A 26,673-nucleotide genomic window follows, 5' to 3' on the forward strand; every position below is an offset into this window, starting at 1 on the left:
CGGGGGATCTTGGGAGCGCTCCCACTTAACCGCACTGTAACAAGACGAACCGCTTCGGGGAAGGTCAGGTGGCCGAGCAGGTGAGGGTGGGTGCGACCGGGCTGCCCGAGGCCAGGAAACCGAAGGTCGCGTTACCGCCCGCCGCCAGGCTGCCGTTGTAGGAGGCGTTGGTGGCCTGCGCCGAGTTGCCGTTGGTGGTGAGCGTCGCGCTCCACGCCTGCTGGATCGGCGGTGTGCCGGGGTAGGTGAGGGTCACCGTCCAGCTCTTGATCGCGGCACTGCCCGCGGTCACCTTGACCTCGCCCTGGTAGCCGCCCTGCCACTGTGAGGTCACCGTGTGGGTGGCGGCGCAGGAGCCGTTGACCGGCGGCGTCGAGACCGAGGCCGACGGTGACGGGGAGGTCGGAGTCGAAGGGGAGGGGGAGCCCGGCGTGGACGTGGACGGCGACGGCTGGGTCGTACCGCCGAAGTTCACATCGCTGCAGAAGTAGTAGGACTGATCGGAGTGGCTCGCCTGCCAGATCGTGTAGACCATGGCCCGCCCGGACCGTCCCGACACGCTCGCCGGGATGTCGATCTGCACACCGTTGGACAGCTGCTGCGTCCACTGTGCCGCCGGGGTGTTCGGGACCGTCTTGATCAGTTGCAGGTCGGACCATTTGAGCGGGGTCGTGACCGGGTTGTATCCGGCCCTGGTCACGTAGACCCGGATGTAGTCGGCGCCGTGCCGCGCACCGTCGAACAGCGAGACCGTGAACGAGTTGCCGATCGACGTGGCCTTCCAGTCACCGGCGACGTCCATGGCGTTGTACCGGCCGCTCTCGGCGTGTCCGCCGCTGCACAGCTGACCGTCCGGGATGGCGGTCTCGTGCTGGCCGGCCACACCCTCGCGGTAGAGGCCGTTCCAGTTCCACATGGCGTTCGGGTTGGCCTGCCAGGCCTGCCAGCACATCGGGTCCTCGGTCTGCATGGCCGGGTCCTGGAACTTGGAGCCCCAGCGCTCGAAGCAGCCGTAGTTGCGGGAGGCCGGTCCGACGACGTTGCCGTGCGCGGCCGCGGGGCCGGTGTGCACGGCGAGGACGGCGAAAGTCGCGGCCAGGGCCGCCACAAGACCGGAGATCAGAAACTTGATGCGTACGGGTTTGAGCATGTGAACTCAGCACTCCTGAGCTCGTGGCCGTCGTTGAGGACATGACGGCCCGCCAGCGGTGGACTGCGCGAAAGCTGCCCAGGCTCGCGCGCGCCGCGTGGCTCCGGCGGCAGTGCTGACCACACCCTCACGTATTGATCGAGATAAGTCAATGACAAAATCGGGTGCCGCCGCCGGAGCGCCCGCCTACGGTGTGGGGATGTCCGTCGAAGCCGCGCACGCCTCCGGCCTGCTGATGCTCCTGTCTCACCCCGTTCGCCTGCGGGCGTTCGCCGAGCTCGCCAGGCACGGGAAGGACGGCGCCACCATCTTCGAGATGTCGATCCACCTCGATCTGCCGGAGTCCGAGGTCGGCGAGCTGCTCGGTCGTCTGGTCGGCGCGGGCGTGGCCACCGGCACCGGCAACGGGATCTACCGGGCCCGTGACGGCGTGCTGCGCGAGGCGGCCCAGGCACTCGACCGGGTCCAGCCGATCGGCACGCTGCTCGCGGAGTACCCACAGCTCAAGTCGTACTTCTCGCACGGTCGCCTGGTGAGCCTGCCACCCACACTGAGTGAGCGTGCCAAGCAGATGGCCGAGATGTTCGCCCGCTTCGTCGCGGCCGACGGCGTCCTGACCGAGGCCGAGATCAACGCACGGATCGCGCCGGCCGCCGACGACGTGGCCGCGGTCCGCCGCATGCTGGTCGAGTCGGGCTGGCTCGAACGCGACCGCGCCGGCACCTCCTACGGCTCCGCCCGAACCCTCACGCCCGCCTCCTGACCCCCACCCCGCGTGGTGTTCTGTGGTCGGCTGGTGGGCGTAGGTCACCACGCAGCACGGTGCCGCAATCCGCGTGGTGTTCTGTGGTCGGCTGGTGGGCGTAGGTCACCACGCAGAACGGTGCCGCAACCCGCGTGGTGATCTGCGGCGGGGGTCGAGCCGTAGATCACCACGCGGGCGGCGTCAGTCGTGGGTGACGTTGAGGGCCGGAGCGCTGCGTGGGACCAGCGCGAGCGAGCCGGCCGCCAGGACCGCGGTCAGAATTCCGAGCACGCCCAGCGCGGGGCGCAGACCACCGACCGCTCCGGACAGGCCGGTGATCAGCACCGGGGACAGGAACTGGCCGACGAACAGGGTGCCGGTCCACAGCCCGGTGCCCCGGCCGCGCTCGGCGAACGTCAGCCCGTTCGTGGCCCAGGTGACCAGCACCGGCAGCAGCAGCCCGGTCCCGGCACCGGTGATCACCGCGCCCACGGTGATCACCGCGACCGACCCGCTGGACCAGATCACCAGGAAGCCGGCGGCGGCGAGGCCGAAGGCGACCGGCAGAAGCTCGCGCGGCGTACGGCCGGAAAGTTTTGCGAAGGAACCGGCGGCGATGGCCGTGGCCAGCGACATGAGGGCGCTGAGAGCACCGATGGTGGCCGTGGCGGTGACACCGGCCTCGTCGAGGACGAACGACAGCTCGACGATCAGGGCGTAGAAGACGACACCGCCGGCGAGCGTGACCAGGCACGGCACGCGCAGGCGACGCCACGGGATCGGCGGCAGGTCGCGCGCGTCGGCACCGGTGGCCGGGGGCTGCCAGATGAACAGCGCCATCGGTACGGCCAGCGCGACCGCCGCCAGGTAGAGCCAGAACGGCGTCCGCCACCCGGACGAGCCGAGCGCCCCGCCGACGCCGAGGAACACGGTCGCCGAGACGGACGCGAGCAGCGTCTGCAGACCGAGGTAGCGGCTGCGCCGCGGCCCGGACCAGTAGTCGGCGATCAGCGTCGTGCAGCAGGTCATGATCGCCGCCTCGCAGAGTCCGACGAGGACCCGGCTGCCGATGATCGAGCCGAGAGTGTCGAGGTAGAGCGGCGCGGTCCCGAAGATCGAGTACCCGACCATCGCGATGATCAGTACCCGCTTGCGGTCGATCCGGTCGGCGATGAAGCCGGCGAACGGCGCGGTCAGGCCGATGATCAGGGCCGGGACGGTGAGGACGATCGGCACCAGCACGTCGGCGCCGGGCACGCCGGCGAAGTGGTCGGTCATCTGCGGCAGGACGGGCGCGATGAGGACCGCGCCGAGGACGGACAGGCAGCTGCCGGCGAGCAGGAGGACGAGCTGCGGCAGGCCGGCTCGTCGCTGAAGAACAGCGGGCATGGGAGGCCCTTCATATGAGTGGTCCAGGTCACACGTGGTGGCCCTGAACTATGGGCGGACGCCCACCATCAGCGGAAGACGGATCCGCTGATGGTCCTCATAACTCAGGCTGATGGCCGCAGTTCGGCGGCGGCGGACAGGAGCACGTCGCGCAGCCACATGTGGGCCGGGTCGTTGCGGTGGATCGGGTTCCACCAGAACGCCTCGGCGACCGGCACCACCTCGAACGGGCAGTCCAGCATCCGGATCCCGGCGACCGGGGCGACCAGCCGGGCCAGACGCTCCTGCAGCAGCGCGACCCGGCGGGTGCCGGCGACCAGGAACGGCATCTGCGCGAACCCGTCGACCACGACCTCGACACGGGCCTCGATGCCGAGCATCCGCAGCTGACGTGACGCCGGGGCGAACGCGGTGGGCCGGTCGAAGATGACCACCCAGGGCAGTTCGGCGAGCAGTTCCATCGTGAGCGCGTCGCCGACGTCGGGGTGGTCGCCGGAGACCACGCACACCCACCGGTCGCTGTAGAGGTCCAGATAGGGCAGCCCGGTGACGAACCCGTGCGGGATGATCAGCCCGTCGGCGCTGCGCAGCGTGTCGGCGGCGTGGTCCACGGCGTCCGGCGTGGTCTGCTGCAACCGGAGGCGTGCGCCCGGGGCCTGTGCCGCGAACCGCTGGGCGATCAGCGGTCCCAGGACCGTCGCCGCGTAGTCCGAGCTGACGATCGTGAACTCCCGGTCCAGTCCGGACGGGTCGAACTCGGCGGTGGCGTCGAAGACCCGCCGCACCCCGGCCAGGGCGGGCCCGGTGAGCGCGGCCACCCGGACGGCGAGCGGGGTCAGGTCGTACCGGTTCCCGACCCGTACGAGCAACTGGTCGCCGAAGTGCCGGCGCAGCCGCCCGAGCGCCCCGCTCACGGCAGGCTGGCTGACCCCGAGCCGCTCCGCCGTGCGGGTCACGTTCCGCTCCCTGAGCAGGGCGTCGAGGGTGACCAGCAGGTTGAGATCGAGGTTCGCGAGCACCCGGTCGACCGCCATGGCGCCACTATAAGCCGTGCCTATGACCACGATCAGCAACTCGAGGTTCCCTGATGTCCCACCGGCGCGGGACAGTGGGCCCAGTCACAGGGAAACAGAAGGGAAACCGCGATGCCGGCAGTTCGTAATGTTCTGGTCGTCGGCGGAGGTGCCGCCGGTGCCGCCGTCGCGATCCTGCTCGCCGAGGGCGGTGTCGCGGTCGACCTGATCGACTCCAAGCCCGACGTGGCGGTGCTCGGTTCCGGCATCACGCTCCAGGGAAACGCGCTGCGGGTGCTCCGGCAGCTCGGCGTCTGGGACGAGGTCAAGGCCGAGGGGTACGAGTTCGACACGCTCGGCCTGCGCGCCCCCGACCCGGCCGGCACGCTGATCGCCGAGCTCACCGACATCCGCACCGGCGGCGAGGACCTGCCCGCGACGCTCGGCATGTACCGGCCGGCACTCGCGAGGATCCTGATCGAGCGCGCGTCGGAACAAGGCGCCAAGATCCGATTCGGAGTGGAAGCGGCCGCGCTGGACGAGTCGAGAGCGGCCTACGACCTGGTCATCGGTGCCGACGGGCTGCGCTCGTGGACCCGCCGGCAGCTCGGCATCGACGTCGAGCCGCAGCCGGTCGGCATGGGCATCTGGCGCACGTTCACGAAGCGGCCGGCGAGCGTGACCCGGACCGACCTGTTCTACGGCGGGCCCGCCTACATCGCCGGGTACTGCCCGACCGGCGAGGACACCCTGTACGCCTATCTGGTCGAGGACGCGCGGGACCGGGCCGGTCTGTCGCCTGAGGAGGCGCTCGCCACGATGCGGGAGCTGGCCGGGGCGTACCACGGGCCGTGGGACGAGATCCGGGAGAACCTGACCGACCCGGCCCGGGTCAACTACACCGTCTTCGAGAGCCACGTCATCGACGGTCCGTGGAACCGCGGCAACGTCGTGCTGATCGGCGACGCCGCGCACAGCTGCCCGCCCACCCTGGCGCAGGGCGCCGCCCAGGCCCTCGAGGACGCGTCGGTGCTGGCCGAGCTGCTGCTGCGCGACGACGCGCTCACCGACGCCCTCTGGCAGGAGTTCACCGCCCGCCGCCTCGACCGTGCGAAGACGGTCGTCGAGGCCTCCCTGCAACTCGCCCGCTGGCAGCTCACGCACGAGCGCGGCGACGTCCCCGGCCTGATGGCGCGCGTCGCGCACCTGGTCGCCGAGCCGGCCTGAGCAGAGCCGAGCCGGCCTGAGCGGAGCCGAGCCGGCCTGAGCAGAGCCGAACCGGCCGGAGAAGAGCCGAGCCGGCCTGAGCACAAGGAAGAGACATGAACGACGAACGCCTCATCACCCATCTGCGCCACGTCGACCTGGCGGTGCCGGACTACGACCGGCAGCTCGAGTTCTACACGAACATGTGGGGCCTGGACGCCGAGACCACCGACTCCGGGGTCGCGTTCCTCGCGGCGGCCGGCTCGCCCGAGCAGTACTCGGTGCGCCTCCGCAAGGCCGACGAGAAGCGGCTCGACCTGATCGCGTTCGGCGCGGCCGGCGAGAACGACGTGAACGCGCTCGCCGAACGACTCGGACGTGCCGGGGTCAAGCTGATCAACGAGCCGGGTCAACTGCAAACACCGGGCGGCGGGTACGGCTTCCGCTTCTTCGACATCGACGGCCGTACCGTAGAGGTCTCGTCCGACGTGGCCGTCCGGAAGCACCGCAAGCTGGAGGAGGGCGAGTCCGTCCCGGTCAAGCTCTCGCACGTGGTGATCAACTCACCGAACCCGGAGGCGACCGTCGCCTTCTACGACGAGCACCTGAACTTCGCGCTCTCCGACACCCTCATGCACCCGCGGATGGGTTCGATGATGTGGTTCCTGCGCACCAACCGCTGGCACCACAGCCTCGCGATCGCCCGCGGCCCGCACGTCGCGCTGCACCATGCGTCGTTCGAGATGCGCGGCATCGACGAGTACATGCGCGGCACCGGCCGGCTGCTGCGCGGCGGCGTCGAGAAGGTGTGGGGGCCGGGCCGGCACATGGCCGGCAACAACACTTTCAGCTACTTCCTCGACCCGCACGGGAACACCGTCGAGTACACCACGGAGCTGGAAGAACTCGACGAGGACACCTGGCACCCGCACCTGTACGACTTCTCCGATCCCACGGTGAGTGACCAGTGGGGGACCGCGAACCCGATGAACGAGTTCGTCGCCAAGCAGTCGTTCAACGACGTCGACCGCGGCGTGTTCGTCGCCCCTCCGGTCTGATGCGGCTCGCACGGTTCCGGCACGAGGGCCGGGAGCACACGGGCGCCGTCGAAGGGGACACGATCCGCCCGCTCGACGCGGATATGCGAACGATCATCGAGGGCGGTGTTCCCGGGAGAGCCGGAGCGCCCATACCGCTGCGGGAGGTGCGGCTTCTCGCGCCGGTGCGGCCCGCCTCTCTCCGGGATTTCGTCGCGTTCGAGGAGCACGTCGAAGGGGTTCGGCGGAGTATCGACGGCTCCGGAGGCGTACCCGAGGCGTGGTACGACGCGCCCACGTTCTACTTCACCAACCCGCACCGGATCTTCGGTCCGGACGACGAGGTCCCGTTTCCGGCCCGGTCCGTGAACCGCGACTTCGAGCTGGAGGTCGCCGCGATTGCCGGGGCCGGCGAGTCGATCTTCGGCTATACGATCCTCAACGACTGGTCTGCTCGTGACCTGCAGAAACGTGAGATGCAGGTGAACCTGGGCCCCGCCAAGGGCAAGGACTTCGCGAGCAGCATCGGCCCGTGGATCGTCACCGCCGACGAACTCGACCCGTTCAGGGACGGCGAAGGCTTCCTCGACCTGTGGTGCCACGTGACCGTGAACGGCGTCGAGGTCGGCCGTGACCTGCTCAGCAACATGGGCTGGACCTTCGAGACGATGCTCGCCTACGCCGCCCGGGATTCCGTGGTGCGGCCCGGTGACCTGCTGGGATCCGGCACCGTCGGCAACGGGGGCTGTCTCGCCGAGCTGTGGGGCCGCAACGGTGAGCAGAACCCGCCCCCGCTGAAGGACGGCGACGTGGTGACGCTGACCGTCGAGGGCATCGGCAGCCTGACGAACCGCGTGACCTCCGCACCTCCCACCGACGACCTCCCCCGCGTCCGTCGCCGCGATGCCGCACGGGCGCGAGCAGAAAGGCAGCACTGAATGTTCGAGTACTTCCCGGGCAACTACGTCTGGAACCTCGGCGTCGTCGCCACCCTGAACAGCGGCGGCCTGATCGACGAGGTGGACCGCGCGTGCCGCCCGATCAAGGAGCTGGCCGTGCAGGGCGCCGATGTCGGGACGGGTGAGTTCATGGCGTCGTGGGCCGCGGTGGCCGAGGACCTGGCGTCGCAGGCTGCCGCCGACGAGGCTGCCGGGCACACCCGCACGGCCGGGCAGAAGTATCAGCGCGCCACCAACTACCTGGCCCAGGCCGAGCGCATGCAGAGTGCCAGGTCACCCGGCCGCAAGGCGTTCTACCAGCGGCTCCTCGACCTGCAGCAGAAGGCCTTCGACCTGATCGACCCGGCGACGACCCGGGTGGAGATCCCGTTCGAGGGGGCGCTGCTTCCGGCGTACTTCAAGAAGGCCTCGGATTCTCCCGCCCCCACGATCATCCTGTGGAACGGGCTCGACTCGACCAAGGAGCACATGTACGCGTCGGGCTTCGCGCACGAGCTGGCGGCCCGCGGTATCAACACGCTGATGGTCGACTGCCCGGGCAGCGGGGAGGCGTTGCGCTTCCTCGATCTGAAGGCACGTGTAGAGACCGAGGACTGGGCCGCGGCCTGCGTCGACTACCTGCTGACCAGGGACGACGTCGAGTCCACGAAGATCGGGCTGGTGGGCTGGTCGCTCGGTGGCTACTACGCGCCCCGGGCCGCCGCGTTCGAGAAGCGGCTCGCGCTCTGTGTGGCGTGGGGCGCCAACCACGACTGGGGCGCTGTCCAGAAGCGCCGTCTCGAGCGCGAGGGCGAGAACCCGGTGCCGCACTACTGGGACCACGTGCTCTGGGTGTGGGGTGAGGACGACCTCGACACGTTCATCTCCAAGGCCGAGGCGGTCAACCTCGACGGCGTGGTCGAGAACATCAGCGTGCCGTTCCTGATCTGTCACGGCGAGAACGACAGGCAGATCCCTTTGGCGTACGCGCATCGCTCCTACGAACAGGCGGTGAACTCGCCCCGCCGGGAGCTGCGGATCTTCACGAAGGAGGAGGGCGGAGCCGAGCACATCGGCCTCGACCACTTCGCGCACGTCCAGACGTACATCGCTGATTGGGTCTCTGATGTTCTCCAGAAGTGATCCGGAGGGCTCCATCGCCGCCGCCGCCGAGCGGTGCTCCAACTGGGGACGGTGGGGTGCCGACGACGTACGCGGGACCATGAACTTCCTGACCCCCGACAAGCGGATCCAGGCCGCATCGCTGATCCGTCGTGGTGTCTCGTTCTCCCTCTCGCAGTCGTTCGACGCGAACGGGCCGCAGAAGGGCTGGCGGCGGCGTACCAACCCGGTGCACACCATGCTCGACACCGGCACCGACGCGGCAGCCGGCGTGCAGGGCTTCCCGCACGGCATCGGTGGCGCCGACGACGTGATCTCGATGCCGCTGCAGTGCTCGACCCAGTGGGACGGGCTCGGCCACATCTTCGACCACGGCGTCGCCTGGAACGGGCGGCCCGCGGGGGAGGTGGTGACCAGCCTGGGTGACACGAGGACAGGGATCGAGACGGTCGCGGACGTGATCGCCGGGCGCGGGGTGCTGCTCGACTTCGGCGACCTCCCGGACGGCTTCGCCATCACCGCGGAGCATCTCGACGCGCTGGCCGTGAAGGAGGGTGTCGAGATCGGCCGGGGCGACATCGTCCTGGTACGCACAGGTCAGCTCGCCCGGGCCCGGCGCGACGGTTGGGGCGATTACGCGGGCGGACCGGCCCCCGGGCTGTCGTTCACCACCGCCGACTGGCTGCACTCCAGGGAGATCGCGGCGATCGCCACCGACACGTGGGGTTTCGAGGTGCGGCCCAACGAGTTCGACGACGCGTTCCAGCCGTTGCACCAGGTGGTGATCCCTCACATCGGTCTGTTCGTGGGCGAGATGTGGGATCTGGACGCTCTCGCGGCGGACTGCGCCTCCGACGGTGTCCACGAGTTCTGGCTGACCGCCGCCCCGCTGCCGATCACCGGCGCGGTCGGCTCACCGGTCAATCCGATAGCGGTGAAGTGACGTGTGGGGGCGCGTCAGCTGACACGCCCCCACCGCCGGCGGAACCTCAAGCGGTGGCGGCCGCGGGTTCCGCCGCCGGACGGCGCCTGGCCACCCAGCGTTCGAAGATCAGCGTGGTGAGCGGTGGGATCGAGGCGGCCAGACCGAACAGTGTCCGCCACAGCGACCAGCGCTCGGCCCACGCCACCCACAGCGTCGCGGCGATGTAGGCGATGAACAGGCCGCCGTGCAGCCGGCCGAACAGCCACACGCCCGCCTCGGTGGTCTCCGTGACGTACTTCAGGAACATCCCGACGAGCAGGCCGGTCCACGAGAAGGCCTCCGCGATCGCGGTGATCCTGAAGATCCGGAACGGTTGCACCCTTGCTCTCCCCTCACGTGGTCCTCCCGCAGCGTACGACGGGGAAGATGTGCGTTTGCTGAAGGATGATCCGACCGATTTAGGGTATCTCGCCCCCTGTTGCCAGAGATCAAGGGGGAATCGTGCCGGACATCGTGGAGATCATCAAGGACCAGCACCGTCAGGTCGAGGAGCTGCTCACCCGGGCCGAGGGGGGCGGCGCCGACCTGGGAGCACTCATGCAGGAGGTGGCCCGGCTGCTCCTGCCGCACTCCGAGGCCGAGGAGAGCTTCGTCTACCCGGCCATCCGTGATCTCGCGGCCGAGGAGGGCGACGAGGTCAAGGACGGCGTCGCCGAGCACCACCAGGTCGAGGAGATGCTGAAGAACCTGCTGCGCGGCGACCCGGGCGACCCCGGCTACGACGGCACGGTCGCCGCGATCGCGGGCGAGTTGCGCCACCACGTACAGGAAGAGGAGCAGGATCTGCTGCCCATTCTCGCCGAGCGTCTCGACGACGCCCAGCGCGAGGAGATGGGGCGTCGCTTCGCCGAGGCGACCATGGGTTCCCTGCCGGACGGGGCGGACCATGCGGCCACTCGCCGGGAGCTCTACGAGAAGGCGAAGGAGCAGGACGTCGCCGGTCGCTCCCGCATGAGCAAGCAGGAACTGGCCGAAGCCGTCGGCGAATCCTGAGCATACCGCCGCGACTCCGGACAGTTGCTGAGTGATGACACTCTGTTCACGACGGTGAATGGGGGAGTGATGAGCCTCGGCGCGGAATCCGGACGGCGACTGGCAACCGCCACACGGCTGGCGGGTTGGGGTGGCGCGGTCCTCGCCCTCACCGGCATGGCGCTGGTCGGCGGTGTGGGCGTGGCCGTGCTGGTCGGCCGGCAGGGCGAGGCCGAGGCGTGGGCACGGTGGAGCAACGTCGGTCAGACGTTCGGTGCCCTGAGTACTGTGATCAGCTTCCTCGGCCTCGCTGTTCTCGTGAACACGGCCAGAACGCAGGCCAAGGAGTTGCGAGATCAACGCTCCGAGCTCGAGCGGCAGCGCGCTGAATTGCGCCGCAGTGCCGAGAGTCCGATCATGCGTGAATACTGGCGGGCGTCCGAGTCGGCCCGGGCCGTCCTCCCGGAGCACTCGGACGAACGTCTGACCGCTGATCTGGTGGACGCTGTCTACCAGGAGCTCGCGACCGTCACTCGGGGCTCTGCCGCCCGCGTGGGAGCCGAGGAATGTCGCGGCGCGCCGCAACGAGGGTCTCGCGGTCGATGACGACGATCCTCTCGTGGTCGGCGACCGCCGCGTCGGCCGGCAACTGGGAGATGAGTTCGCTGGTCCGGTCGGTGCCGATGACGGCGAAGCTACCGTCGCTCAACTCGAAGATGTCCGGGCAGGTGGCGTTGGACAGGCTGCCGCGTTCCCGAGGGGACAGGCCGAGCCGGCGAACGATTTTCACACTTGCTCCTATGTTGGAGGGGGACTTCCCGTCCGAACCTAACGAGCGAAGCGAGCATACGCCGCTACTGCCTAATGCGGATATGTCGTACTAACGACTCGGTCGCACGGCCGCCAAGTTATATCAATCCGGGACATGGGGTGCTGCGAGAGGTCCGGCACCCACCTGCGGGCCGGTGATCGATGCCGGATAATCGTGGGGTGGGGGAGCCATCGTTGCCGGACCGGATGCGCCCGTGCCGCCGCTGCGGACACCCGACGCGGGTGGACCGCATGGTGCAGGGATACGGCCGCAACTGCGCCGCCGCCCTCGGCCTGATCGGCGGCACGATCGACACCGGCCACTCCGGCCCGGACCTGCTGGACCTGATCGAGGTCGAGCCGGAGGACAGCTGCGACGGCTACGACCGGCCCGCCGACTCCGGGATCGCTATCTCTCGCCGACGCCGGCCAGGGTCAGGTATCGGGCCGGCTCGCTGACCGGCTCGCCGTCCGGGCGCCACTGCGGCCCGAACACCAGGCCCGGCTCGACCAGCCGCCACCCCTCGAAGAACCTCGCCACCTGCGCTGCGTCGCGGGGCACCAGCGGTGTGCCGGCGCGGTTGTAGAGGTCGGTCACCCGTTCCATCTGGGCCGGATCGCCGCTGGAAGTCAGGTGCGAGACGGCCAGCACGCTGCCGGGTGCGGCGGCGTCCCGGTAGGCGGCCAGGGCCGAGTCCATGGCAGGCCCGTCCGGTAGGAAGTGCAGCACCGCGACCATCAGGACCGCCACCGGCCGGGTGAGGTCCAGCAGGTTCCGGACCTCGGGTTCGGCCAGGATCGCCGCTGGGTGCTGCAGGTCCCCGTGCACCACGGCGGTACGCGGGTCCTCGCCGAGCAGATGCCGGCCGTAGAGCACCGCGGTGGGGTCGAGGTCGACGTAGACCACCCGCGCGTCCGGGGCCAGCTCCTGCGCCACCTCGTGCACGTTGTGCTCGGTCGGGATGCCGGACCCGAGGTCGAGGAACTGGCGAATGCCGCGGCCGGTCGCATACCGGACGGCCCGGCGCAGGAACGCCCGGTTGGCGCGCGCGATCTGCGGCGTCTCGGGCAGCAGTTCGACGGCGCGCGCGGCCACGACCCGGTCGGCATCGAAGTTGTGGGTGCCACCGAGGTAGGCGTCGTAGATGCGTGCGGCGCTCGGCCGATTCGGATCGATCGGCGGGTGTGCGGTGCTCACCTCACGCCCATTCCCCGAATCCTCCAACCTCATACCGAAATTTCCGGACAGAAGTACTTTAGGGGTGGGAGGCATCGGTGGAGTCAACCGGGATCCCGGGGCTGCTGATCGACTCCGCCCCGGATGCGATCATCGTGAGCCGCTCGGACGGCGTCATCACCATGGCCAACCGCCGGGCCCACGACATGTTCGGGTACGCCCCGGACCGCATGGTCGGCCTTCCGGTCGACGACCTGGTGCCCGAGGACGCGCGCGGCCTGCACCCGGACCACCGCGGTGCCTACCTCTCCGGCGCCCACCAGCCACTGCGCCGCCTGCCGCTGCGGGGCCTGCGCCGCGACGGCAGCGTCTTCCCGGTCGAGATCTCGCTGTCCGCGGTGTCGGCGCCGGACGGCGAGACGTACGTGACCGCCGTGCTGCGCGACGACACGGCCCAGCGCGAAGCGGCCCGTACCCGGTCGCTGCTCGCCTCGATCGTGCAGTCCTCGCACGACGCGATCGTGACCACCGACCTGGACGGCCGGGTGCTGTCCTGGAACCCGGGTGCCGAGGCGCTCTTCGGCCATCCGGCCTCGGACATCATCGGCCGGCACATCGACGAGATCGTCCCGCCCGATCGCCGTGCCGACGAGGAGCAGGTACGCCTACTGGTCCGTCTGGGCGGCCGGGTGGACCGCTACCGCAGCGTGCGGCTGACCGCCAAGGGCGACAGCATCGCGGTGTCCGCGCTGGTCTCACCGCTGCTCGACGAGCGCGGCAGCATCATCGGTACGACCACGATCTGCCGCGACATCAGCGACCGGGAGCGTGCCGAGGCCCGCGTGCAGGCGATCCTCGACGCCGCGCCGGACGCGGTGCTGGGCGTGTCCGAGTCCGGTGACGTGGTGCTGGTCAATGCCGAGGCCGAGCGCCTGTTCGGGCACCCTCGGTACGACCTGCTGCACATGCCGGTGCGGCTGCTGCTGCCGGACGGCCTGCCCCCGGTCTCGGCCGTGCTGCGCACCGGTGGTGACACCACGCCGCTGGACTCCGAACGTACCGACGACGGCGCCGACCAGCGCTGGGCCACCCGCCGCGCGGCCCGGCGGGGCGGTGTGGAGATCCCGGTCGACATCGCGTGCAGCTCGCTGCACACCGACAGCGGCGTGGTGATCGTGGCGGTGGTCCGCGACATCACCGAGCGCCTGGCCACCGAGGAGGAGCGCCGCCGCCTGCGCGAGGAGACCGACCGGCAGCGTCTGGAGGCCCGCATGCAGCAGGCGCAGCGCCTGGAGAGCCTCGGCCAGCTGGCCGGCGGGATCGCCCACGACTTCAACAACCTGCTCGCGGTGATCCTCAACTACGCGTCGTTCATCGTCGAGGACGCCGCCGGGACACCGCCGGCCGTCGACGCCCAGCAGATCGCCCGGGCGGCCCGCCGCGGTAGTGACCTGACCCATCAGCTGCTCGCGTTCGCCCGCCGGGAGGTGATCCGGCCCCGCCCGCTGAACCTGAACACGGTGGTCACCGAGGTGCACCAGATGCTGGACCGGTCGCTGGGCGAGCACATCGCCCTGACCGTGCGCACCACGGCCGGGCTGCCGTCGGTGATGGCCGACCCCGGCCAGCTGGAACAGGTGCTGGTCAACCTGGCAGTCAACGCCCGCGACGCGATGCCCACGGGCGGCCGTCTCACCATCGACACGGCCCAGGTGGACGTGGACGCCGAGCACGCCGCCGGGCGCGCCGGCCTGCCGCTCGGCCGCTACGTGCGCCTGCGTGTCTCGGACACCGGCACCGGCATGCCGAAGGAGGTGATCGACAAGGCGTTCGAGCCGTTCTTCACCACCAAACCCAGTGGTCAGGGCACAGGGCTCGGTCTGGCCACCGTCTACGGCATCATCACCCAGGCCGGCGGTACGGTGCAGATCTACTCCGAGCCCGGCATCGGCACCACGTTCACCCTCCTGCTGCCGGCGACCGACGTGGAGGCGCACCAGAACGCCCCGGAGGACTCGGCGGCCGGTCTCACCGGCCACGGCGCGACGGTGCTGGTGGTCGAGGACGAGGACGCGCTGCGCGAGGTGACCTGCCGGATCCTGCGGCGCGGCGGCTACACCGTGCTGGCCGCCGGCGGCGGTGACGAGGCGCTCCGGCTGGCCACCCAGAACTCCGTCGACGTCCTGCTCACCGACGTGATCATGCCGAACATGCTGGGAAAGGACCTGGCCGATGCGGTCCGGTCCCGGTGGCCGGGCACCAAGGTCCTCTTCATGTCGGGGTACGCCCAGCCGGTACTCACCACGCACGGCACCCTCGCCGCCGATGTCCACCTGCTGGAGAAGCCCTTCACCAGCGCCGAGCTGATGCGCGCCCTGCACGACGAGCTGAACTGATCCGTCAGCCGGCGTTGAGCACGAACCCGACGCAGCCGCAGATCGCCAGGGTGACCGCGACCGCCAGCAGCGCGGCGGCCGCCGCGGCGCCCGGATAGCGCTGCGGGGGAGCGCCGAGCGCCCCGCGCAGGAACGACAGCAGCGGCGCCCGGTACTCCAGCTCCACGGTGCGGCCGGGCACCGCCACGACGGTCGTCTCGGCGGCGCCGATCCGTGACGGGATGAGGTAGGGCACGTGGACGTGCACGTGGTGCTCGCCGAGGTTGACCGACTGCACGACCCGTCCCCAATACGCCGGGATGCTCTCGCCGTCGATCTCCACCACCGGCGTGTAGAGCCCGAGCAGGAACGCGAACGGCGCATATCGCAGGGTGACCGCGATCGCCGACCCGTCGCTGCGGCGCGAGGTATCGACCGGCGGGAACCCGGGCGAGGAGGGCCGGTACGGCGGCGCGATGGTGGCCATGGCCCCGGCAGGATATGCCGGTCACGGACCGCGGGGAAAGGGCTGTCGTCCTAAGTGGACGATCAGGGGCTGCCGGGCGGCGCCTCGGAGGCTAGGATGAGCCCGCCCCGATCACGCTCCCACGCCCCGAGGAGACCCGCCGTGACCAGCGAGGACGCCAAGCCCAACGTGGACACCCAGACGGTCTCGCCGGCCCGCCGGTGGAACTATTGGCTCGGCGGCAAGGACCATTTCCAGATCGACCGGGAGTCCGGTGACCGGATCGCGGCGGCCTTCCCGTCGATCCGGATCGCCGCCCAGCAGGGCCGCGCCTTCCACAACCGCACCGTCCGCCACCTGGCCGAGTCCGGCATCCGCCAGTTCGTCGACATCGGCACCGGGCTGCCCGCTCCGGACAACACGCACGAGGTGGCGCAGCGCGTCGCGGCGGACAGCCGGGTCGTCTACGTCGACAACGACCCGATGGTGCTGGCCCACGCCCGCGCCCTGATGATCGGTGGCACCACCACCTACGTGAACGGCGACCTCAACGATCCGGGCAAGATCCTCCGGTCGGACGAGCTGCTCGCCATCGTCGACCTGTCCCGTCCGGTCGCGATCCTGCTCATCGCCGTCCTGCACTTCATCCCGGACGACGACAAGGCACGTTCGGTGGTCCGCGAGCTGCTGGACGCCGCCGCGCCCGGCAGCTACCTGGTCGCCACCAACTCGACCAAGGACTTCGTCCCGCCGGCCGTCGCCGCGCAGTACGACGCGATGCTCAAGGGCGGCCACGTCGACGCCTGGCCCCGCGACCGCGACACCTTCGCCCGCTTCTTCGACGGCCTGGAACTCCTCGACCCCGGTGTGGTGGCGATCAGCGACTGGCGTCCCGCCGACGGTGACCGGCCGACGCCGGCCGAGGCCTCGATGTACGGCGCCGTCGGCCGTAAACCCTGACCGGAGACTTCGTTGGAGGGAAACGCGCGACAGGCTCCGTGACCGGCTTCATGACCTTGCACGATGGTCGTACCGTCTGTTGTTGGATCGCGCGGACCAGCGCTTTCTCAGCGTTCATACAGCGGGCGTTGCTAGTTTCGAGGCACATTTTCTAGCGGGAGAACATCGTGGTCTTCAAGAAGCTGCTCGGTGCCCTCGGTGTGGGCGGTCCGAGCGTGGACACTGTGCTGTCGAACCCGAGCACCTATCCGGGCGCTCCGCTGACCGGCAACGTCAACATTGTCGGTGGCACGCAGGACGTGGACATCGAGCACATCACCCTCGGCCTCGTCACCCGGATGGAGGTGGAGGCCGGTGGTGGCGACCACTCGGCCGTCGCCGACTTCCTGCGGCTCCCGGTCTCCGGTCCGATGCGCCTGACCACCGGTCAGAAGCTGTCGATCCCGTTCCGCATCGACATGCCGTGGGAGACTCCGATCACCACGGTCTACGGCCAGACGCTGCGCGGCATGGTGATGGGTGTGCGCACCGAGCTCGCCATCGCGCGGGCCATCGACAAGGGTGACCTCGACGCGGTGCACGTGCATCCGCTGCCGATCCACCAGCGCATCCTCGACGCGTTCGCACAGCTCGGCTTCCGCTTCAAGTCCGCCGACCTGGAGTACGGCCAGATCTACGGCGTCCACCAGACGCTGCCGTTCTACCAGGAGATCGAGTACTACCCGCCGCAGCAGTACGCGCACGCCATCAACGAGGTCGAGCTGACGTTCGTGACCAGCCCGCACCAGGTCGAGGTGGTGCTGGAGTTCGACAAGCGCGGCGGGCTGTTCACCCAGGGCCACGACACGTACGGCCGCTACACCGTCTCGCACGCCGACGCCGACACCACCGACTGGCGTCAGGTCGTCGACGGCTGGGTCCGCCAGTCGGTGGACAAGCGCAAGTCGATGCCGGGCTTCGGTCAGCCGCAGCCGGGTTACGGCCACCCGCAGCAGGGCTACGGGCACCCGCAGCCCGGTTACGGTCACCCCCAGCCGGGTTACGGCCACCCGCAGCCCGGTTACGGCCACCACGGCCACTACCGGCAGCAGGGGCACCACGGCCACTACCGGCGCGGTCACCACGGCTCGGGTATGGGCGGCGCCGCGATGGGCATCGCGGGTGGTCTGGCCGCCGGATACCTGGCCGGCGAGGCGATCGACGAGATCGGCGACGCCTTCGAGGGCTTCGAGGAGTAAACAAGCTGGTCAGGGGCGAGGGCTTCGGCTCTCGCCCCTTTTTTCGTCTCCTAATCCCTACTCACTCTATGGGAAATGTATGTGTCATGGGTCACAAAGTGGCTGACGTAGCGTGCACGGCGATTTACGTTGCTGTCATGAACCGGAGCAAGCGTCTGACGCGGCGCCGCTTCGTCGACTACCTCCGGGTGTGTACCTGCGCCTGTTGAGTCCGACGGCGAAGCCCGCCGCCCGTACCAGCAGCCATCGCCGAGCATCGTCGCCCGGCCCCTCCAGGCACCCCTGACTGAACGCGGCCGGCCCTCACGCCGGCGCGCTGATTCCTGCCTATGAACGCCGACGGCCGACCACAGCCGCCCGGCCGATGACACGCACCCAGCGGCCGAACCTTCGCAAGGAGTTCCGAGATGACGACCCGCAGATCCGCAATAGCCGCCGCCCTGGCCGGAGTACTGGCCGTCACGACGCTCGCCGCCTGCGGCGGATCCGACGGGCCCGCCGCCGCGGGCGAGCAGGTCAAGGAACTGCGCTACCAGGGCAACGTCGGCGCCGTGAGCCTCCCCGAGCTGGCCGCCGACCTCGGTTACCTCGGCGACCTCAAGCTCAACTGGATCGGCAACACGATCAGCGGCCCGCAGGACATCCAGGCCGCCACCACCGGCGACACCGACTTCGGCGGCGCGTTCAACGGCGCGATCGTCAAGCTCGCCTCCTCCGGCGCCCCGATCACCGCGGTCATCGGCTACTACGGCGTCGACGACGTCACCTTCAACGGCTTCTACGTCCTCGACGACAGCCCGATCAAGACCGCCAAGGACCTGATCGGCAAGAAGATCGGCGTCAACACCCTGGGCGCCCACTCCGAGGCCATCACCAAGACGTACCTGGCCAAGAACGGCCTCACCGACGACGAGATCAAGCAGGTCGAGCTGATCGTCGTCCCGCCGGTCAACACCGAGCAGTCCCTGCGGGCCAAGCAGATCGACGTCGCGGCCCTCGGCGGCACGCTGCGCGACAAGGCCCTCGACCGCGGCGGCATCCACCCGCTGTACACCGACTACGACCTGCTCGGGAAGTTCACCGCGGGCAGCTACATCTTCCGCGACGACTTCATCAAGAAGAACCCGGACACCGTGAAGACCTTCGTCTCCGGCGTCGGCAAGGCCATCGAATGGTCCCGCACCACTCCGCGCGAGCAGGTCATCGCGAAGCTCCAGGAGATCATTAAGAAGCGCGGCCGCCAGGAGGACGACAGCCAGACCAAGTTCTGGAAGAGCTACGGCGTGGCCGGCAAGGGCGGCGTCATCGACGAGCGCGAGTTCACCACCTGGATCGAGTGGCTGGACCGGGCCGGCGAGCTCAAGAAGGACATCAAGGCCGGCGACATCTACAGCAACGACTACAACTCCTTCGCCACCGGCGGTGCGGCATGACGACCGAGCCGAAGATCCGCTTCGAGAGCGTCGGCAAGACGTTCAACGCCCGCGGCAAGACGGTCACCGCACTTCAGGACATCAATCTGGACGTACGCGACGGCGAGTTCCTGGTCATCGTGGGCCCGAGCGGCTGCGGCAAGTCCACGCTGCTCGACCTGCTCGGCGGGCTCAGCGACATCTCCAGCGGCCGGATCCTGGTCGACGGCAAGCCGGTCACCGGCCCCGGCCTCGACCGCGGCATCGTCTTCCAGCAGTACGCGCTGCTGCCGTGGCGCACCGCGCAGGGCAACGTCGAGTTCGGTCTCGAGGCCAAGGGCGTCAGCCGCAGGGAGCGCGCCGCCAAAGCCCGCGAATACCTCGACCTGGTCGGGCTGGCCGGCTTCCACGACCGCTACCCGCACGAACTCTCCGGCGGCATGAAGCAGCGCGTGGCGATCGCCCGCAGCCTGGCGTTCGACCCGGACGTGCTGCTCATGGACGAGCCGTTCGCGGCACTGGACGCGCAGACCCGTGACGGCTTGCAGGACGAGCTGCTGCGCATCTGGGAGAAGACCGGCAAGACGATCGTCTTCATCACCCACGGCATCGAGGAGGCCGTCTACCTCGGCCAGCGGGTCGCCGTCCTGACCTCGCGGCCGGGCCGGATCAAGCAGGTCGTGGAGGTACCGATCGACGCACGGTCGGCCACCGAGGACCTGCGCTCCGACCCCCAGTTCGCCCACTACCGGCACGAGATCTGGAGCCTGCTGCGCGATGAGGTCGACCGCGCCCGCAACGAGGAGTTGAAGATCAATGTCTAGCATCACGGAAACCCGCCCGACAGAACGTTCTGTCTCCCTGGGTGGGCGTCCCGCGGTCCGTCCCGCTCCGGCCGTGTCCGTGGGCAGCGCGGTCAGAACTGCCGGGCGGGTCGCCGGCGCCGTCGTCACCCGTACGATCGCCATCGGTCTTCTCGCCCTGGTCTGGGAGATCTTCCCGCGACTCGGCCTGGTCGACGCGACCTTCCTGCCGCCGCTGTCGGAGGTGCTGGTCGCCTGGTGGGACCTGCTGCTCTCCGGCGAACTGTGGGCACACACGGAGGCCAGCCTCACCCGCTCGGCCGCCGGATTCGGTCTCGCAATCCTCATCGCCGTGCCGCTCGGCCTGCTGATCGGCTGGTACAGCCCGGTCGCCAACCTGCTGAACCCACTGCTCGAGGTCTTCCGCAACACCGCCGCCCTGGCCATCCTGCCGGTCTTCGTGCTGATCCTGGGCCTCGGCGAAACCTCCAAGATCTCGATCATCCTGTACGGCTGCACGTGGCCGATCCTGCTGAACACGGTGAGCGGCGTCCGTACCGTCGATCCGCTCCTGATCAAATCGGCCCGATCGCTGGGCCTGGGTCCGATCCGGCTCTTCCAGAAGGTCGTCCTGCCCGCGGCCGTGCCGACCATCTTCACCGGCATCCGGCTCGCCGGCGCCGCCTCGATCCTGATCCTCATCGCCGCCGAGATGGTCGGCGCCAAGGCAGGACTCGGCTACCTCATCAACTACGCGCAGTACAACTTCGCGGTCTCCGACATGTACGCCGGGATCATCACGATCTCCGCGATCGGCCTGCTGGTGAACCAGCTCCTCATCGTCACCGAGCGCCGGTTCTCGACCTGGCGCACCAACTGAAAGGGGTCTTCCCATGAGCATCGACATCACGCGTATCGGTGGCCGGATCGGGGCCGAGGTCTCCGGCATCGACCTCAAGCTTCCCGTTGAGCCGGGCGACGCCAAGGAGATCCATGACGCCCTGGTCGAGCACAAGGTGCTGGTCTTCCGCGACCAGCATCTCGACGACGAACAGCACCAGCGCTTCGCCTCGATCTTCGGCGAGCTGACCCTGGCCCACCCGACCGTCCCGTCCGTCGACGGCCAGGCCAACGTGCTCGAGGTCGCCGGTGGCGAGGGCGCCCGTGCCAACGCCTGGCACACCGACGTCACGTTCGTGGTCGCCCCGCCCAAGGCCACCACGCTGCGCAGCCTCGTCATCCCGCCGTACGGCGGCGACACCCTGTTCTCCAACACCGCCGCGGCCTACGCCGACCTGCCCGAGCACCTGCGGTTCCTCGCCGACCGGCTGTGGGCCGAGCACTCGAACGAATACGACTACGCCGAGCACCCGCAGTTCCGCTCGGCCGAGGTCGAGGCGTACCAGAAGGTCTTCGTCTCCACCCGCTACCGCACCGCCCACCCGGTGGTCCGCGTGAACCCCGACTCGGGTGTGCCGAACCTGTTCATCGGCAACTTCGTCGTCGGCATCGAGGGCCTGTCGCGCACCGAGTCCCGCGACATCCTGCGGCTTCTCCAGTACTACGTGACCCGCCCGGAGAACACGCTGCGCCACAAGTGGCAGGTCGGCGACATCGTCGTCTGGGACAACCGGTCCACCCAGCACTACGCCGCCGACGACTACGGCGACCTGGCCCGCAAGCTGCATCGCGTCACCGTCGCCGGTGACGTCCCGGTCGGCGTGAACGGTGAGAAGTCGCGGATCCTCGAAGGCGACGAGGCCACCCACTACACCCCGCAGGTGCAGTGATGGGTTCCTTTGAGAACCGCCCAGGTCAGCTCCACCTCAACGCGTTCCTCATGAGCGTGGGCCACCACGAGGCCTCCTGGCGGCTGCCGGAGAGCGACCCGTACGCCGACCAGAGCGTCGAGCACTTCCAGAACCTCGCCCGGATCGCCGAGCGCGGCAAGCTCGACTCGCTGTTCCTCGCCGACGGGCCTGTCCTCTGGGACCAGGTCGGCCGCCGCCCGTCCGGTGTGCTCGAACCGACCCTGCTGCTGACCGCCCTGGCCGGGGCGACGTCCCGGATCGGGCTGATCGCCACCGCGTCGACCACCTACAACGAGCCGTACAACCTGGCCCGCCGGTTCGGCTCACTGGACATCATCAGCGGCGGCCGGGCCGGCTGGAACATCGTCACCACGGCCGGGCTCGACGCGGCCCGCAATTTCAACCTCGACCACCTGCCCGCCCACAAGGAGCGCTACGAGCGGGCCGCCGAGTTCGTCGACGTGTCGCTCAAGCTCTGGGACTCGTGGGACGACGACGTCATCGTCGCCGACAAGTCGACCGGCGTGTGGGGTGACGACACCAAGATCTACCCGCCTGAGCACAGGGGGCGGTACTACTCGGTCGCCGGGGCGCTCAACGTCCCGCGGTCCGCGCAGGGCCACCCCGTCCTGGTGCAGGCCGGCTCGTCGGAGAACGGGCGCAACTTCGCCGCCAAGTACGCCGAGGCGGTCTTCACCGCGCACCAGACACTGTCCGACGCGCAGGAGTTCTACGACGACCTCAAGCGCCGGACCGCTGAGCACGGCCGCGACCCGGACCACATCAAGATCCTTCCCGGGATCGTGCCGATCATCGGCCGGACCGTCGCCGAGGCGCAGGCCCTCGAGGCGGAACTGGAGCGGCTCATCCGGCCCGAGTACGCGCTCGCCCAGCTCGCCGGACTGCTCGGCATCGAGGCGTCGGAACTGTCGCTCGACGCGCCGCTGCCGGCGAACCTGCCGGAGGAGGAGCAGATCGAGGGCGCCAAGAGCCGGCGAACCCTGGTCGTCAACCTCGGCCGCCGGGAGAACCTCACCGTCCGTGAGCTGATCGGGCGTCTCGGCGGCGGCCGTGGCCACCTGACGTTCACCGGCACGGCGGTGCAGGTCGCGGACAAGATCGAGCAGTGGTACTCCGGCGGCGCGGCCGACGGCTTCAACATCATGGCACCGGTCCTGCCGTCGGGGCTCGAGGCGTTCGTCGACCAGGTCGTGCCGATCCTGCAGGAGCGCGGCCGGTTCCGCACCGAGTACACCGGTCGCACGCTGCGCGAACACTACGGCCTGCCCCGTCCGGCCAACCGCAACACGGTCCGCGACGCGGTTCCCGTCCTCTGACCCCCAGGCTGTGGCGTACCGCTGTCTCAGCGCCGCTGAGACAGCGGTACAGCACCGCCACGAAGTTCCGGCTGTCCCGGGCCGCATGAGACAGCGGTGCGAGCCAGCCGGGGTTTGCGTCAGCACCACGGGACTTCAGGAGGGTGGTGCCACCGCGGGACCGCGTGGTCTGCGGTTGAGGGAGCGGTGGCCGTACCGTAGGAAAGGTCTTGATCTCTTGAAACGCCCCGGCACGGCCGCACTCGGCGGACTCTGCCTCGCCACCACCGCCTACTCCGTCCTGCAGTCGCTGGTCGTGCCCGCGCTCGGCGTGTTCCAGCGCGAGCTCGACACCACGCCGTCCGGCACGGCGTGGCTGCTCACCGCGTTCCTGCTGAGCGCGTCGATCTCCACGCCGGTGCTCGGCCGACTCGCCGACGCCTACGGAAAACGCCGCATCCTGATCATCGCTCTGACCGCTATGAGCATCGGAGCCCTCACCTCCGCGATCGCCACAACCCTGCCCGTCATGGTCGCCGGCCGCGTCGTGCAGGGCCTCGGCGGCGCCGTCTTCCCACTCTGCTTCGCCCTGGTCAGAGACCACCTTCCACCCGATCGACGCCCCCGCGCCTTCGTCGTCATATCGACCGTGATGAGCATCGGTGGTGCCGCCGGAACCATCACGGCCGGCCCCATCCTCACCCTGCTTTCCTCGCGCTGGCTGTTTCTGATCCCCGCCCTGGTCTCCGCCCTCGCGATCATTCCGGTCGTCCTGCTCCTGCCGCGAGCCCGGCCTGCTTCCAGAAACACCACCATCGATTGGTACGGGGCCGCGCTGCTCTCCACCTGGCTCGGGCTGCTACTCACCGCCATCAGCCGATTCCCCGCACCCGGATGGTCCTGGCCCCTGATCGGCGTAGCCGTCCTGGCCCCGCTCTGGTGGCGCAGCCAGCGCCGCGCCGCCCAGCCTCTGATCGACCTGCGTACCCTCGCCCTGCCCACGGTCCGCGCCACCAACGCCGCCACGCTGTTGCTCGGCTTCGGCATGTTCGGCTCGTGGATGGTGATCCCGATGCTGATCGTCGACCGGTTCGCCGTCACCCCCACCGTCGTCGGCCTCGCGATGCTCCCCACCGCCGTCGGCAACCTGCTGATCATGCCGGTCCACAAGCGCCTCACCGCCCGGCAGGGCCCCCGCGCCGCGCTCGCCGCCGGTATCGGCGCCGCCGGCCTGTCCTACCTCGGCCTCGCCCTCTGGCACGCGACGCTGGTGCAGGTCTGCCTCGGCATCCTCGTCATGGGCGCCGGCGTCGGACTGGCCTTCAGCGCCGTAGGGGCCCTGGTGGTCGAGGCCGTCCCGAGCGAACAGACCGGCGTCTCCGCGGCGGTCAACACCGTCATGCGTACGGTCGGCGGCAGCCTCGGCACCGCGGTGGGCGGCTCGGTGCTCACCTGGTCGGCGGGGGAATCCTCCTACGTGACGGTGCTGCTGCTCTACGCCGTGGCACTGGCCGGCGCGCTGCTCTGCGCCGTTCAGGTGCCCCGCCCCGTCACCGCAGCCGGGGAGCCGGCCGCAGCTCCGACGGGTTCCGCTTGACGATCGTCCCGCCGAACCCGTGGTCAGGGGTGCAGCGGTCGAGGTATTCCGCCGTGGTGCGGGCGGCGCCTCACGCGGACCGGCGCCCCGGACTCCGCCGTCGACGGCACTCACCCGCTCGGCGCTTCTGAGCGGCCTCCTGAGGCGTCGTGCCCGATCCAGCTCGGCGCTCGTGAGTGGCCCCCAGAGGCGTCGTGCCCGATCCAGCTCGGCGCTCGTGAGCGGTCCTCCGCGTGTCGTGCCCGGTCACAGCTCGGCCGGGACGCTCTGGCGCCGGGCCTCCGCCACATCCGCCATCAGCTGATCCCACTTCTCGTCCGGACGGAACCGGGCTACCCGGATGCTCTTGGCGGCCCGCGCCGACGTGTACTCCCACCAGGCCGCCACCCGAACCGGCCACAACCCGACCCGCATCGCCCCAGCGAGGAAGCATCGGTGCGCGATCAGGGTGGCCGCGAGCATCTCCGGATCCAGCTCCACGTCCGGATCATCGATGGCCCGCCCGAGCGCCCGGACGTCCCGATGCATCTCCGAGTAGCCGATCATCCCGGGCATCGCCGGAACCAGCAGCTCATCCTCGGGATCAACCAGATCATCGGCGTACGCGGGCGCGAACACCACATCATCGACGGTGAAAATGAGCGGCAGGGACTCGCGCTTGCGCTTGATGTCCACCTGCACGGCCGGCGCCCCGGTCGGCACCATCACCTCATAAGCGTCCAGCACATCCCGGAACAAGATCCGGGCGGTGTCACCGATCGCCGGCACCACCACCGTGACCACACCGGGAGCGGCGCTCACTTGAGTACCGGGAATCTCACCGATCAGGTCGGCCAGCTCGTCAGTGCGCATGCGTCCGTTATAGGCCCTCAGCGCACTTCAGGCAGCCCGCCGCCCTCACTCGTCTTCGCTTCGCCCTTGCCCGCGGCCTCGCCCCCGGGTCTGTCGTCACCGGTAGTTTCTGTCGTCACCGGTAGTTTCTGTCGTCACCGATAGTTGATGTCGACATCGGCCGGCCGTGGTGGATGTTGGAATTTGCTCGACATCGCGATCGTGCGGTTCTGCCGATCGCCTGTCGCTGCCTGGCCTCACCCCGTTCCAGCCGCCCGGCGGCGGTCGGCCAGCGGTTCTCGGGCTTCTCGCTGAACTTGCGCGATGCAGGATCCATCGTCCGCCGGGACCGAATCGCAACGACGCGACGAACCGGCACCCGAACTTCGGCCATCTCGGTCGCGTGCTGATCGCGGGCCATCGGCGTTCAATCGGTCGCGCAGGCAGGTCACCCCTCCCGGGCTTGTGTGGTGTTCTGGGGTGCGTATGTGGGCGTGGGTTGCCACGTGGCCGGGGGTTTCGGCTTGTGTGGTGTTCTGCGGTGCGTATGTGGGCGTAGGTCACCACTCAGCCACGGCGGCAGTGTGGGCGGTGATCGGGTCGTGGTGGGCGGGCCCTTCCGGCTTGGGGAGGTCCCACCCACCACGACCCGGCTCCAGAAACCTGCCAGGACGGCCATCCAACCCAGCGATGTCGCGGTTATCGAGAGCGGACCCACCGCCGCGACAAGGGCTCAGCCAGCACCCACGAAATTCAACCGGCCATCGGGCCATCGGCCATCGACCATCGCGGGCCAGGTTGGCCGGCCGAGGGTGTCTGCCTCAACTGAGGCAGGTTGTCGGGAGCCTGCGATACGGCTCGGCAGCCGAGATGTCTCCATTGATGGTCTTTGACGGGTGCCTGATCTGAGTTAATGCCCGGATATTTCCGTGTGACGGGCGTCGCGGGACCCCGGTTTGGCGTTGCTCAGAGGGGCTAGTAGTGTTGTCCGAGCCGCCAGGGAGACGGGCGAGCGAGCGGGACCGTTCATCGGGCCCGGCGCGGCCGTCCTGGAGGAACCTCGGACAAGATCGCGCGATCTAGCATCGCGTGCTCTTTGGGGTGCCCGTGCAGTTTCTGCGGTTGTTGAATTCGGTTGCGAAACGCGGATTTGACACGGCGGAAACGGCGGGTAAAGTAGAGCGAGTGCCCCGGAGGGCGGGCCGCGAAGCGGGTCGCAGAATGGTGTGCGGTTGTTCTTTGAGAACTCAACAGGGTGCTTGATAAGCCAGTGCCAATTATGGCAATACCCGGGCTTGTCTTCGGACAGGTCTAGGATTC

Annotated in this window: 26 protein-coding genes; 18 read left to right on the top strand and 8 right to left on the bottom strand. The window is 69.4% G+C overall.

Going from position 1 to position 26,673, the window contains the following annotated elements; all coding sequences use genetic code 11:
- Positions 1-64 precede the first annotated feature (64 nt).
- Positions 65-1,150 carry a lytic polysaccharide monooxygenase auxiliary activity family 9 protein gene (locus CLV67_RS38090; protein WP_106327452.1) on the bottom strand — a complete coding sequence of 362 codons (1,086 nt, stop codon included), beginning with the start codon at positions 1,148-1,150 and terminating at the stop codon, positions 65-67.
- A gap of 199 nt (positions 1,151-1,349) precedes the next feature.
- Between CLV67_RS38090 and CLV67_RS38095 the strand changes: the two genes are divergently transcribed.
- A complete protein-coding gene (locus tag CLV67_RS38095) occupies positions 1,350-1,913 on the top strand; it encodes a DUF2087 domain-containing protein (RefSeq protein WP_106327552.1) in 564 nt (187 codons plus the stop codon).
- Between the two features lie 183 nt (positions 1,914-2,096).
- On the opposite strand, the gene CLV67_RS38100 is transcribed toward CLV67_RS38095, so the two are convergent.
- Positions 2,097-3,284, bottom strand: coding sequence for an MFS transporter (locus CLV67_RS38100; RefSeq protein ID WP_106327454.1), 1,188 nt, complete (start codon positions 3,282-3,284; stop codon positions 2,097-2,099).
- A gap of 104 nt (positions 3,285-3,388) precedes the next feature.
- Positions 3,389-4,318 carry a LysR family transcriptional regulator gene (locus tag CLV67_RS38105; RefSeq protein ID WP_106327455.1) on the bottom strand — a complete coding sequence of 310 codons (930 nt, stop codon included), beginning with the start codon at positions 4,316-4,318 and terminating at the stop codon, positions 3,389-3,391.
- Between the two features lie 111 nt (positions 4,319-4,429).
- Between CLV67_RS38105 and CLV67_RS38110 the strand changes: the two genes are divergently transcribed.
- The 5 genes from CLV67_RS38110 to CLV67_RS38130 all read left to right on the top strand — a co-directional run bounded on the left by CLV67_RS38110 (position 4,430) and on the right by CLV67_RS38130 (position 9,543).
- Positions 4,430-5,524, top strand: a complete 1,095-nt coding sequence (locus CLV67_RS38110) for an FAD-dependent monooxygenase (protein WP_106327457.1) — start codon at positions 4,430-4,432, stop codon at positions 5,522-5,524.
- A gap of 95 nt (positions 5,525-5,619) precedes the next feature.
- Positions 5,620-6,561 (top strand): VOC family protein, encoded by a 942-nt coding sequence (locus CLV67_RS38115; protein WP_106327459.1) that lies wholly within the window; start codon positions 5,620-5,622, stop codon positions 6,559-6,561.
- Positions 6,561-7,478, top strand: a complete 918-nt coding sequence (locus CLV67_RS38120) for a fumarylacetoacetate hydrolase family protein (RefSeq protein ID WP_106327461.1) — start codon at positions 6,561-6,563, stop codon at positions 7,476-7,478. The genes CLV67_RS38115 and CLV67_RS38120 overlap by 1 nt, the downstream gene beginning before the upstream one ends.
- Positions 7,479-8,621: an alpha/beta hydrolase family protein gene (locus tag CLV67_RS38125; protein WP_106327463.1), complete on the top strand. Its 1,143-nt coding sequence runs from the start codon at positions 7,479-7,481 to the stop codon at positions 8,619-8,621.
- Positions 8,605-9,543 carry a cyclase family protein gene (locus tag CLV67_RS38130; RefSeq protein ID WP_203737553.1) on the top strand — a complete coding sequence of 313 codons (939 nt, stop codon included), beginning with the start codon at positions 8,605-8,607 and terminating at the stop codon, positions 9,541-9,543. Before CLV67_RS38125 ends, CLV67_RS38130 begins: the two co-directional genes overlap by 17 nt.
- Positions 9,544-9,589: 46 nt before the next feature.
- On the opposite strand, the gene CLV67_RS38135 is transcribed toward CLV67_RS38130, so the two are convergent.
- Positions 9,590-9,904, bottom strand: coding sequence for a DUF3817 domain-containing protein (locus CLV67_RS38135; RefSeq protein ID WP_106327467.1), 315 nt, complete (start codon positions 9,902-9,904; stop codon positions 9,590-9,592).
- A 122-nt stretch (positions 9,905-10,026) separates the two neighbouring features.
- Here CLV67_RS38135 and CLV67_RS38140 point away from each other — a divergent pair, with 122 nt between their 5' ends.
- Together CLV67_RS38140 and CLV67_RS54845 are read left to right on the top strand one after the other, a co-directional pair.
- Positions 10,027-10,578, top strand: coding sequence for a hemerythrin domain-containing protein (locus tag CLV67_RS38140; RefSeq protein WP_106327469.1), 552 nt, complete (start codon positions 10,027-10,029; stop codon positions 10,576-10,578).
- Between the two features lie 396 nt (positions 10,579-10,974).
- On the top strand, positions 10,975-11,163 hold the full coding sequence (locus CLV67_RS54845; RefSeq protein WP_373873193.1) for a DUF6082 family protein: 189 nt from the start codon (positions 10,975-10,977) through the stop codon (positions 11,161-11,163).
- Here CLV67_RS54845 and CLV67_RS38150 read toward each other — a convergent pair.
- Positions 11,087-11,347 (bottom strand): hypothetical protein, encoded by a 261-nt coding sequence (locus tag CLV67_RS38150; RefSeq protein ID WP_106327473.1) that lies wholly within the window; start codon positions 11,345-11,347, stop codon positions 11,087-11,089. The genes CLV67_RS54845 and CLV67_RS38150 overlap by 77 nt on opposite strands.
- A 272-nt stretch (positions 11,348-11,619) precedes the next feature.
- Here CLV67_RS38150 and CLV67_RS38155 point away from each other — a divergent pair, with 272 nt between their 5' ends.
- Complete coding sequence (locus tag CLV67_RS38155) at positions 11,620-11,826, top strand: hypothetical protein (protein ID WP_239166738.1); 207 nt, start codon at positions 11,620-11,622, stop codon at positions 11,824-11,826.
- Here the strand turns inward: CLV67_RS38155 and CLV67_RS38160 are convergent.
- Positions 11,777-12,565, bottom strand: a complete 789-nt coding sequence (locus CLV67_RS38160; protein ID WP_239166739.1) for an SAM-dependent methyltransferase — start codon at positions 12,563-12,565, stop codon at positions 11,777-11,779. The two genes, CLV67_RS38155 and CLV67_RS38160, sit on opposite strands and share 50 nt — an antisense overlap.
- Before the next feature lie 77 nt (positions 12,566-12,642).
- Here CLV67_RS38160 and CLV67_RS38165 point away from each other — a divergent pair, with 77 nt between their 5' ends.
- The gene (locus CLV67_RS38165; RefSeq protein ID WP_106327479.1) at positions 12,643-14,940 is read left to right on the top strand and encodes a PAS domain S-box protein; all 2,298 of its coding nucleotides are present in this window, start codon (positions 12,643-12,645) and stop codon (positions 14,938-14,940) included.
- Between the two features lie 4 nt (positions 14,941-14,944).
- Here the strand turns inward: CLV67_RS38165 and CLV67_RS38170 are convergent, their stop codons facing one another.
- Positions 14,945-15,406, bottom strand: a complete 462-nt coding sequence (locus CLV67_RS38170; protein ID WP_106327481.1) for a hypothetical protein — start codon at positions 15,404-15,406, stop codon at positions 14,945-14,947.
- 141 nt (positions 15,407-15,547) lie between these two features.
- Here CLV67_RS38170 and CLV67_RS38175 point away from each other — a divergent pair, with 141 nt between their 5' ends.
- From CLV67_RS38175 to CLV67_RS38210, 8 genes are all read left to right on the top strand, one after another.
- On the top strand, positions 15,548-16,345 hold the full coding sequence (locus tag CLV67_RS38175) for an SAM-dependent methyltransferase (RefSeq protein ID WP_239166740.1): 798 nt from the start codon (positions 15,548-15,550) through the stop codon (positions 16,343-16,345).
- A gap of 167 nt (positions 16,346-16,512) precedes the next feature.
- Positions 16,513-17,583, top strand: coding sequence for a sporulation protein (locus CLV67_RS38180; RefSeq protein WP_106327485.1), 1,071 nt, complete (start codon positions 16,513-16,515; stop codon positions 17,581-17,583).
- Between the two features lie 407 nt (positions 17,584-17,990).
- The gene (locus CLV67_RS38185; RefSeq protein WP_106327487.1) at positions 17,991-19,016 is read left to right on the top strand and encodes an ABC transporter substrate-binding protein; all 1,026 of its coding nucleotides are present in this window, start codon (positions 17,991-17,993) and stop codon (positions 19,014-19,016) included.
- Positions 19,013-19,819: an ABC transporter ATP-binding protein gene (locus tag CLV67_RS38190; RefSeq protein WP_106327489.1), complete on the top strand. Its 807-nt coding sequence runs from the start codon at positions 19,013-19,015 to the stop codon at positions 19,817-19,819. Before CLV67_RS38185 ends, CLV67_RS38190 begins: the two co-directional genes overlap by 4 nt.
- A 73-nt stretch (positions 19,820-19,892) precedes the next feature.
- On the top strand, positions 19,893-20,678 hold the full coding sequence (locus CLV67_RS38195; RefSeq protein WP_239166741.1) for an ABC transporter permease: 786 nt from the start codon (positions 19,893-19,895) through the stop codon (positions 20,676-20,678).
- Positions 20,679-20,691: 13 nt separating this feature from the next.
- On the top strand, positions 20,692-21,588 hold the full coding sequence (locus CLV67_RS38200; RefSeq protein ID WP_106327493.1) for a TauD/TfdA dioxygenase family protein: 897 nt from the start codon (positions 20,692-20,694) through the stop codon (positions 21,586-21,588).
- The gene (locus tag CLV67_RS38205) at positions 21,588-22,946 is read left to right on the top strand and encodes an LLM class flavin-dependent oxidoreductase (RefSeq protein ID WP_106327495.1); all 1,359 of its coding nucleotides are present in this window, start codon (positions 21,588-21,590) and stop codon (positions 22,944-22,946) included. Before CLV67_RS38200 ends, CLV67_RS38205 begins: the two co-directional genes overlap by 1 nt.
- 217 nt (positions 22,947-23,163) lie before the next feature.
- A complete protein-coding gene (locus tag CLV67_RS38210) occupies positions 23,164-24,522 on the top strand; it encodes an MFS transporter (RefSeq protein ID WP_170154158.1) in 1,359 nt (452 codons plus the stop codon).
- A 246-nt stretch (positions 24,523-24,768) separates the two neighbouring features.
- On the opposite strand, the gene CLV67_RS38215 is transcribed toward CLV67_RS38210, so the two are convergent.
- On the bottom strand, positions 24,769-25,374 hold the full coding sequence (locus CLV67_RS38215) for a hypothetical protein (RefSeq protein ID WP_106327499.1): 606 nt from the start codon (positions 25,372-25,374) through the stop codon (positions 24,769-24,771).
- Positions 25,375-26,673: the final 1,299 nt, after the last annotated feature.

Source organism: Actinoplanes italicus (assembly GCF_003001815.1).
GTDB classification, from domain to species: Bacteria; Actinomycetota; Actinomycetes; order Mycobacteriales; family Micromonosporaceae; genus Actinoplanes; species Actinoplanes italicus.

Coding starts and splice junctions, on each gene's coding strand:
- CLV67_RS38090 (WP_106327452.1), bottom strand. CDS start 1,150: ATGCTCAAACCCGTACGCATCAAGTTTCTGATCTCCGGTCTTGTGGCG.
- CLV67_RS38095 (WP_106327552.1), top strand. CDS start 1,350: ATGTCCGTCGAAGCCGCGCACGCCTCCGGCCTGCTGATGCTCCTGTCT.
- CLV67_RS38100 (WP_106327454.1), bottom strand. CDS start 3,284: ATGCCCGCTGTTCTTCAGCGACGAGCCGGCCTGCCGCAGCTCGTCCTC.
- CLV67_RS38105 (WP_106327455.1), bottom strand. CDS start 4,318: ATGGCGGTCGACCGGGTGCTCGCGAACCTCGATCTCAACCTGCTGGTC.
- CLV67_RS38110 (WP_106327457.1), top strand. CDS start 4,430: ATGCCGGCAGTTCGTAATGTTCTGGTCGTCGGCGGAGGTGCCGCCGGT.
- CLV67_RS38115 (WP_106327459.1), top strand. CDS start 5,620: ATGAACGACGAACGCCTCATCACCCATCTGCGCCACGTCGACCTGGCG.
- CLV67_RS38120 (WP_106327461.1), top strand. CDS start 6,561: ATGCGGCTCGCACGGTTCCGGCACGAGGGCCGGGAGCACACGGGCGCC.
- CLV67_RS38125 (WP_106327463.1), top strand. CDS start 7,479: ATGTTCGAGTACTTCCCGGGCAACTACGTCTGGAACCTCGGCGTCGTC.
- CLV67_RS38130 (WP_203737553.1), top strand. CDS start 8,605: ATGTTCTCCAGAAGTGATCCGGAGGGCTCCATCGCCGCCGCCGCCGAG.
- CLV67_RS54845 (WP_373873193.1), top strand. CDS start 10,975: ATGCGTGAATACTGGCGGGCGTCCGAGTCGGCCCGGGCCGTCCTCCCG.
- CLV67_RS38155 (WP_239166738.1), top strand. CDS start 11,620: ATGGTGCAGGGATACGGCCGCAACTGCGCCGCCGCCCTCGGCCTGATC.
- CLV67_RS38170 (WP_106327481.1), bottom strand. CDS start 15,406: ATGGCCACCATCGCGCCGCCGTACCGGCCCTCCTCGCCCGGGTTCCCG.
- CLV67_RS38185 (WP_106327487.1), top strand. CDS start 17,991: ATGACGACCCGCAGATCCGCAATAGCCGCCGCCCTGGCCGGAGTACTG.
- CLV67_RS38190 (WP_106327489.1), top strand. CDS start 19,013: ATGACGACCGAGCCGAAGATCCGCTTCGAGAGCGTCGGCAAGACGTTC.
- CLV67_RS38200 (WP_106327493.1), top strand. CDS start 20,692: ATGAGCATCGACATCACGCGTATCGGTGGCCGGATCGGGGCCGAGGTC.
- CLV67_RS38205 (WP_106327495.1), top strand. CDS start 21,588: ATGGGTTCCTTTGAGAACCGCCCAGGTCAGCTCCACCTCAACGCGTTC.
- CLV67_RS38215 (WP_106327499.1), bottom strand. CDS start 25,374: ATGCGCACTGACGAGCTGGCCGACCTGATCGGTGAGATTCCCGGTACT.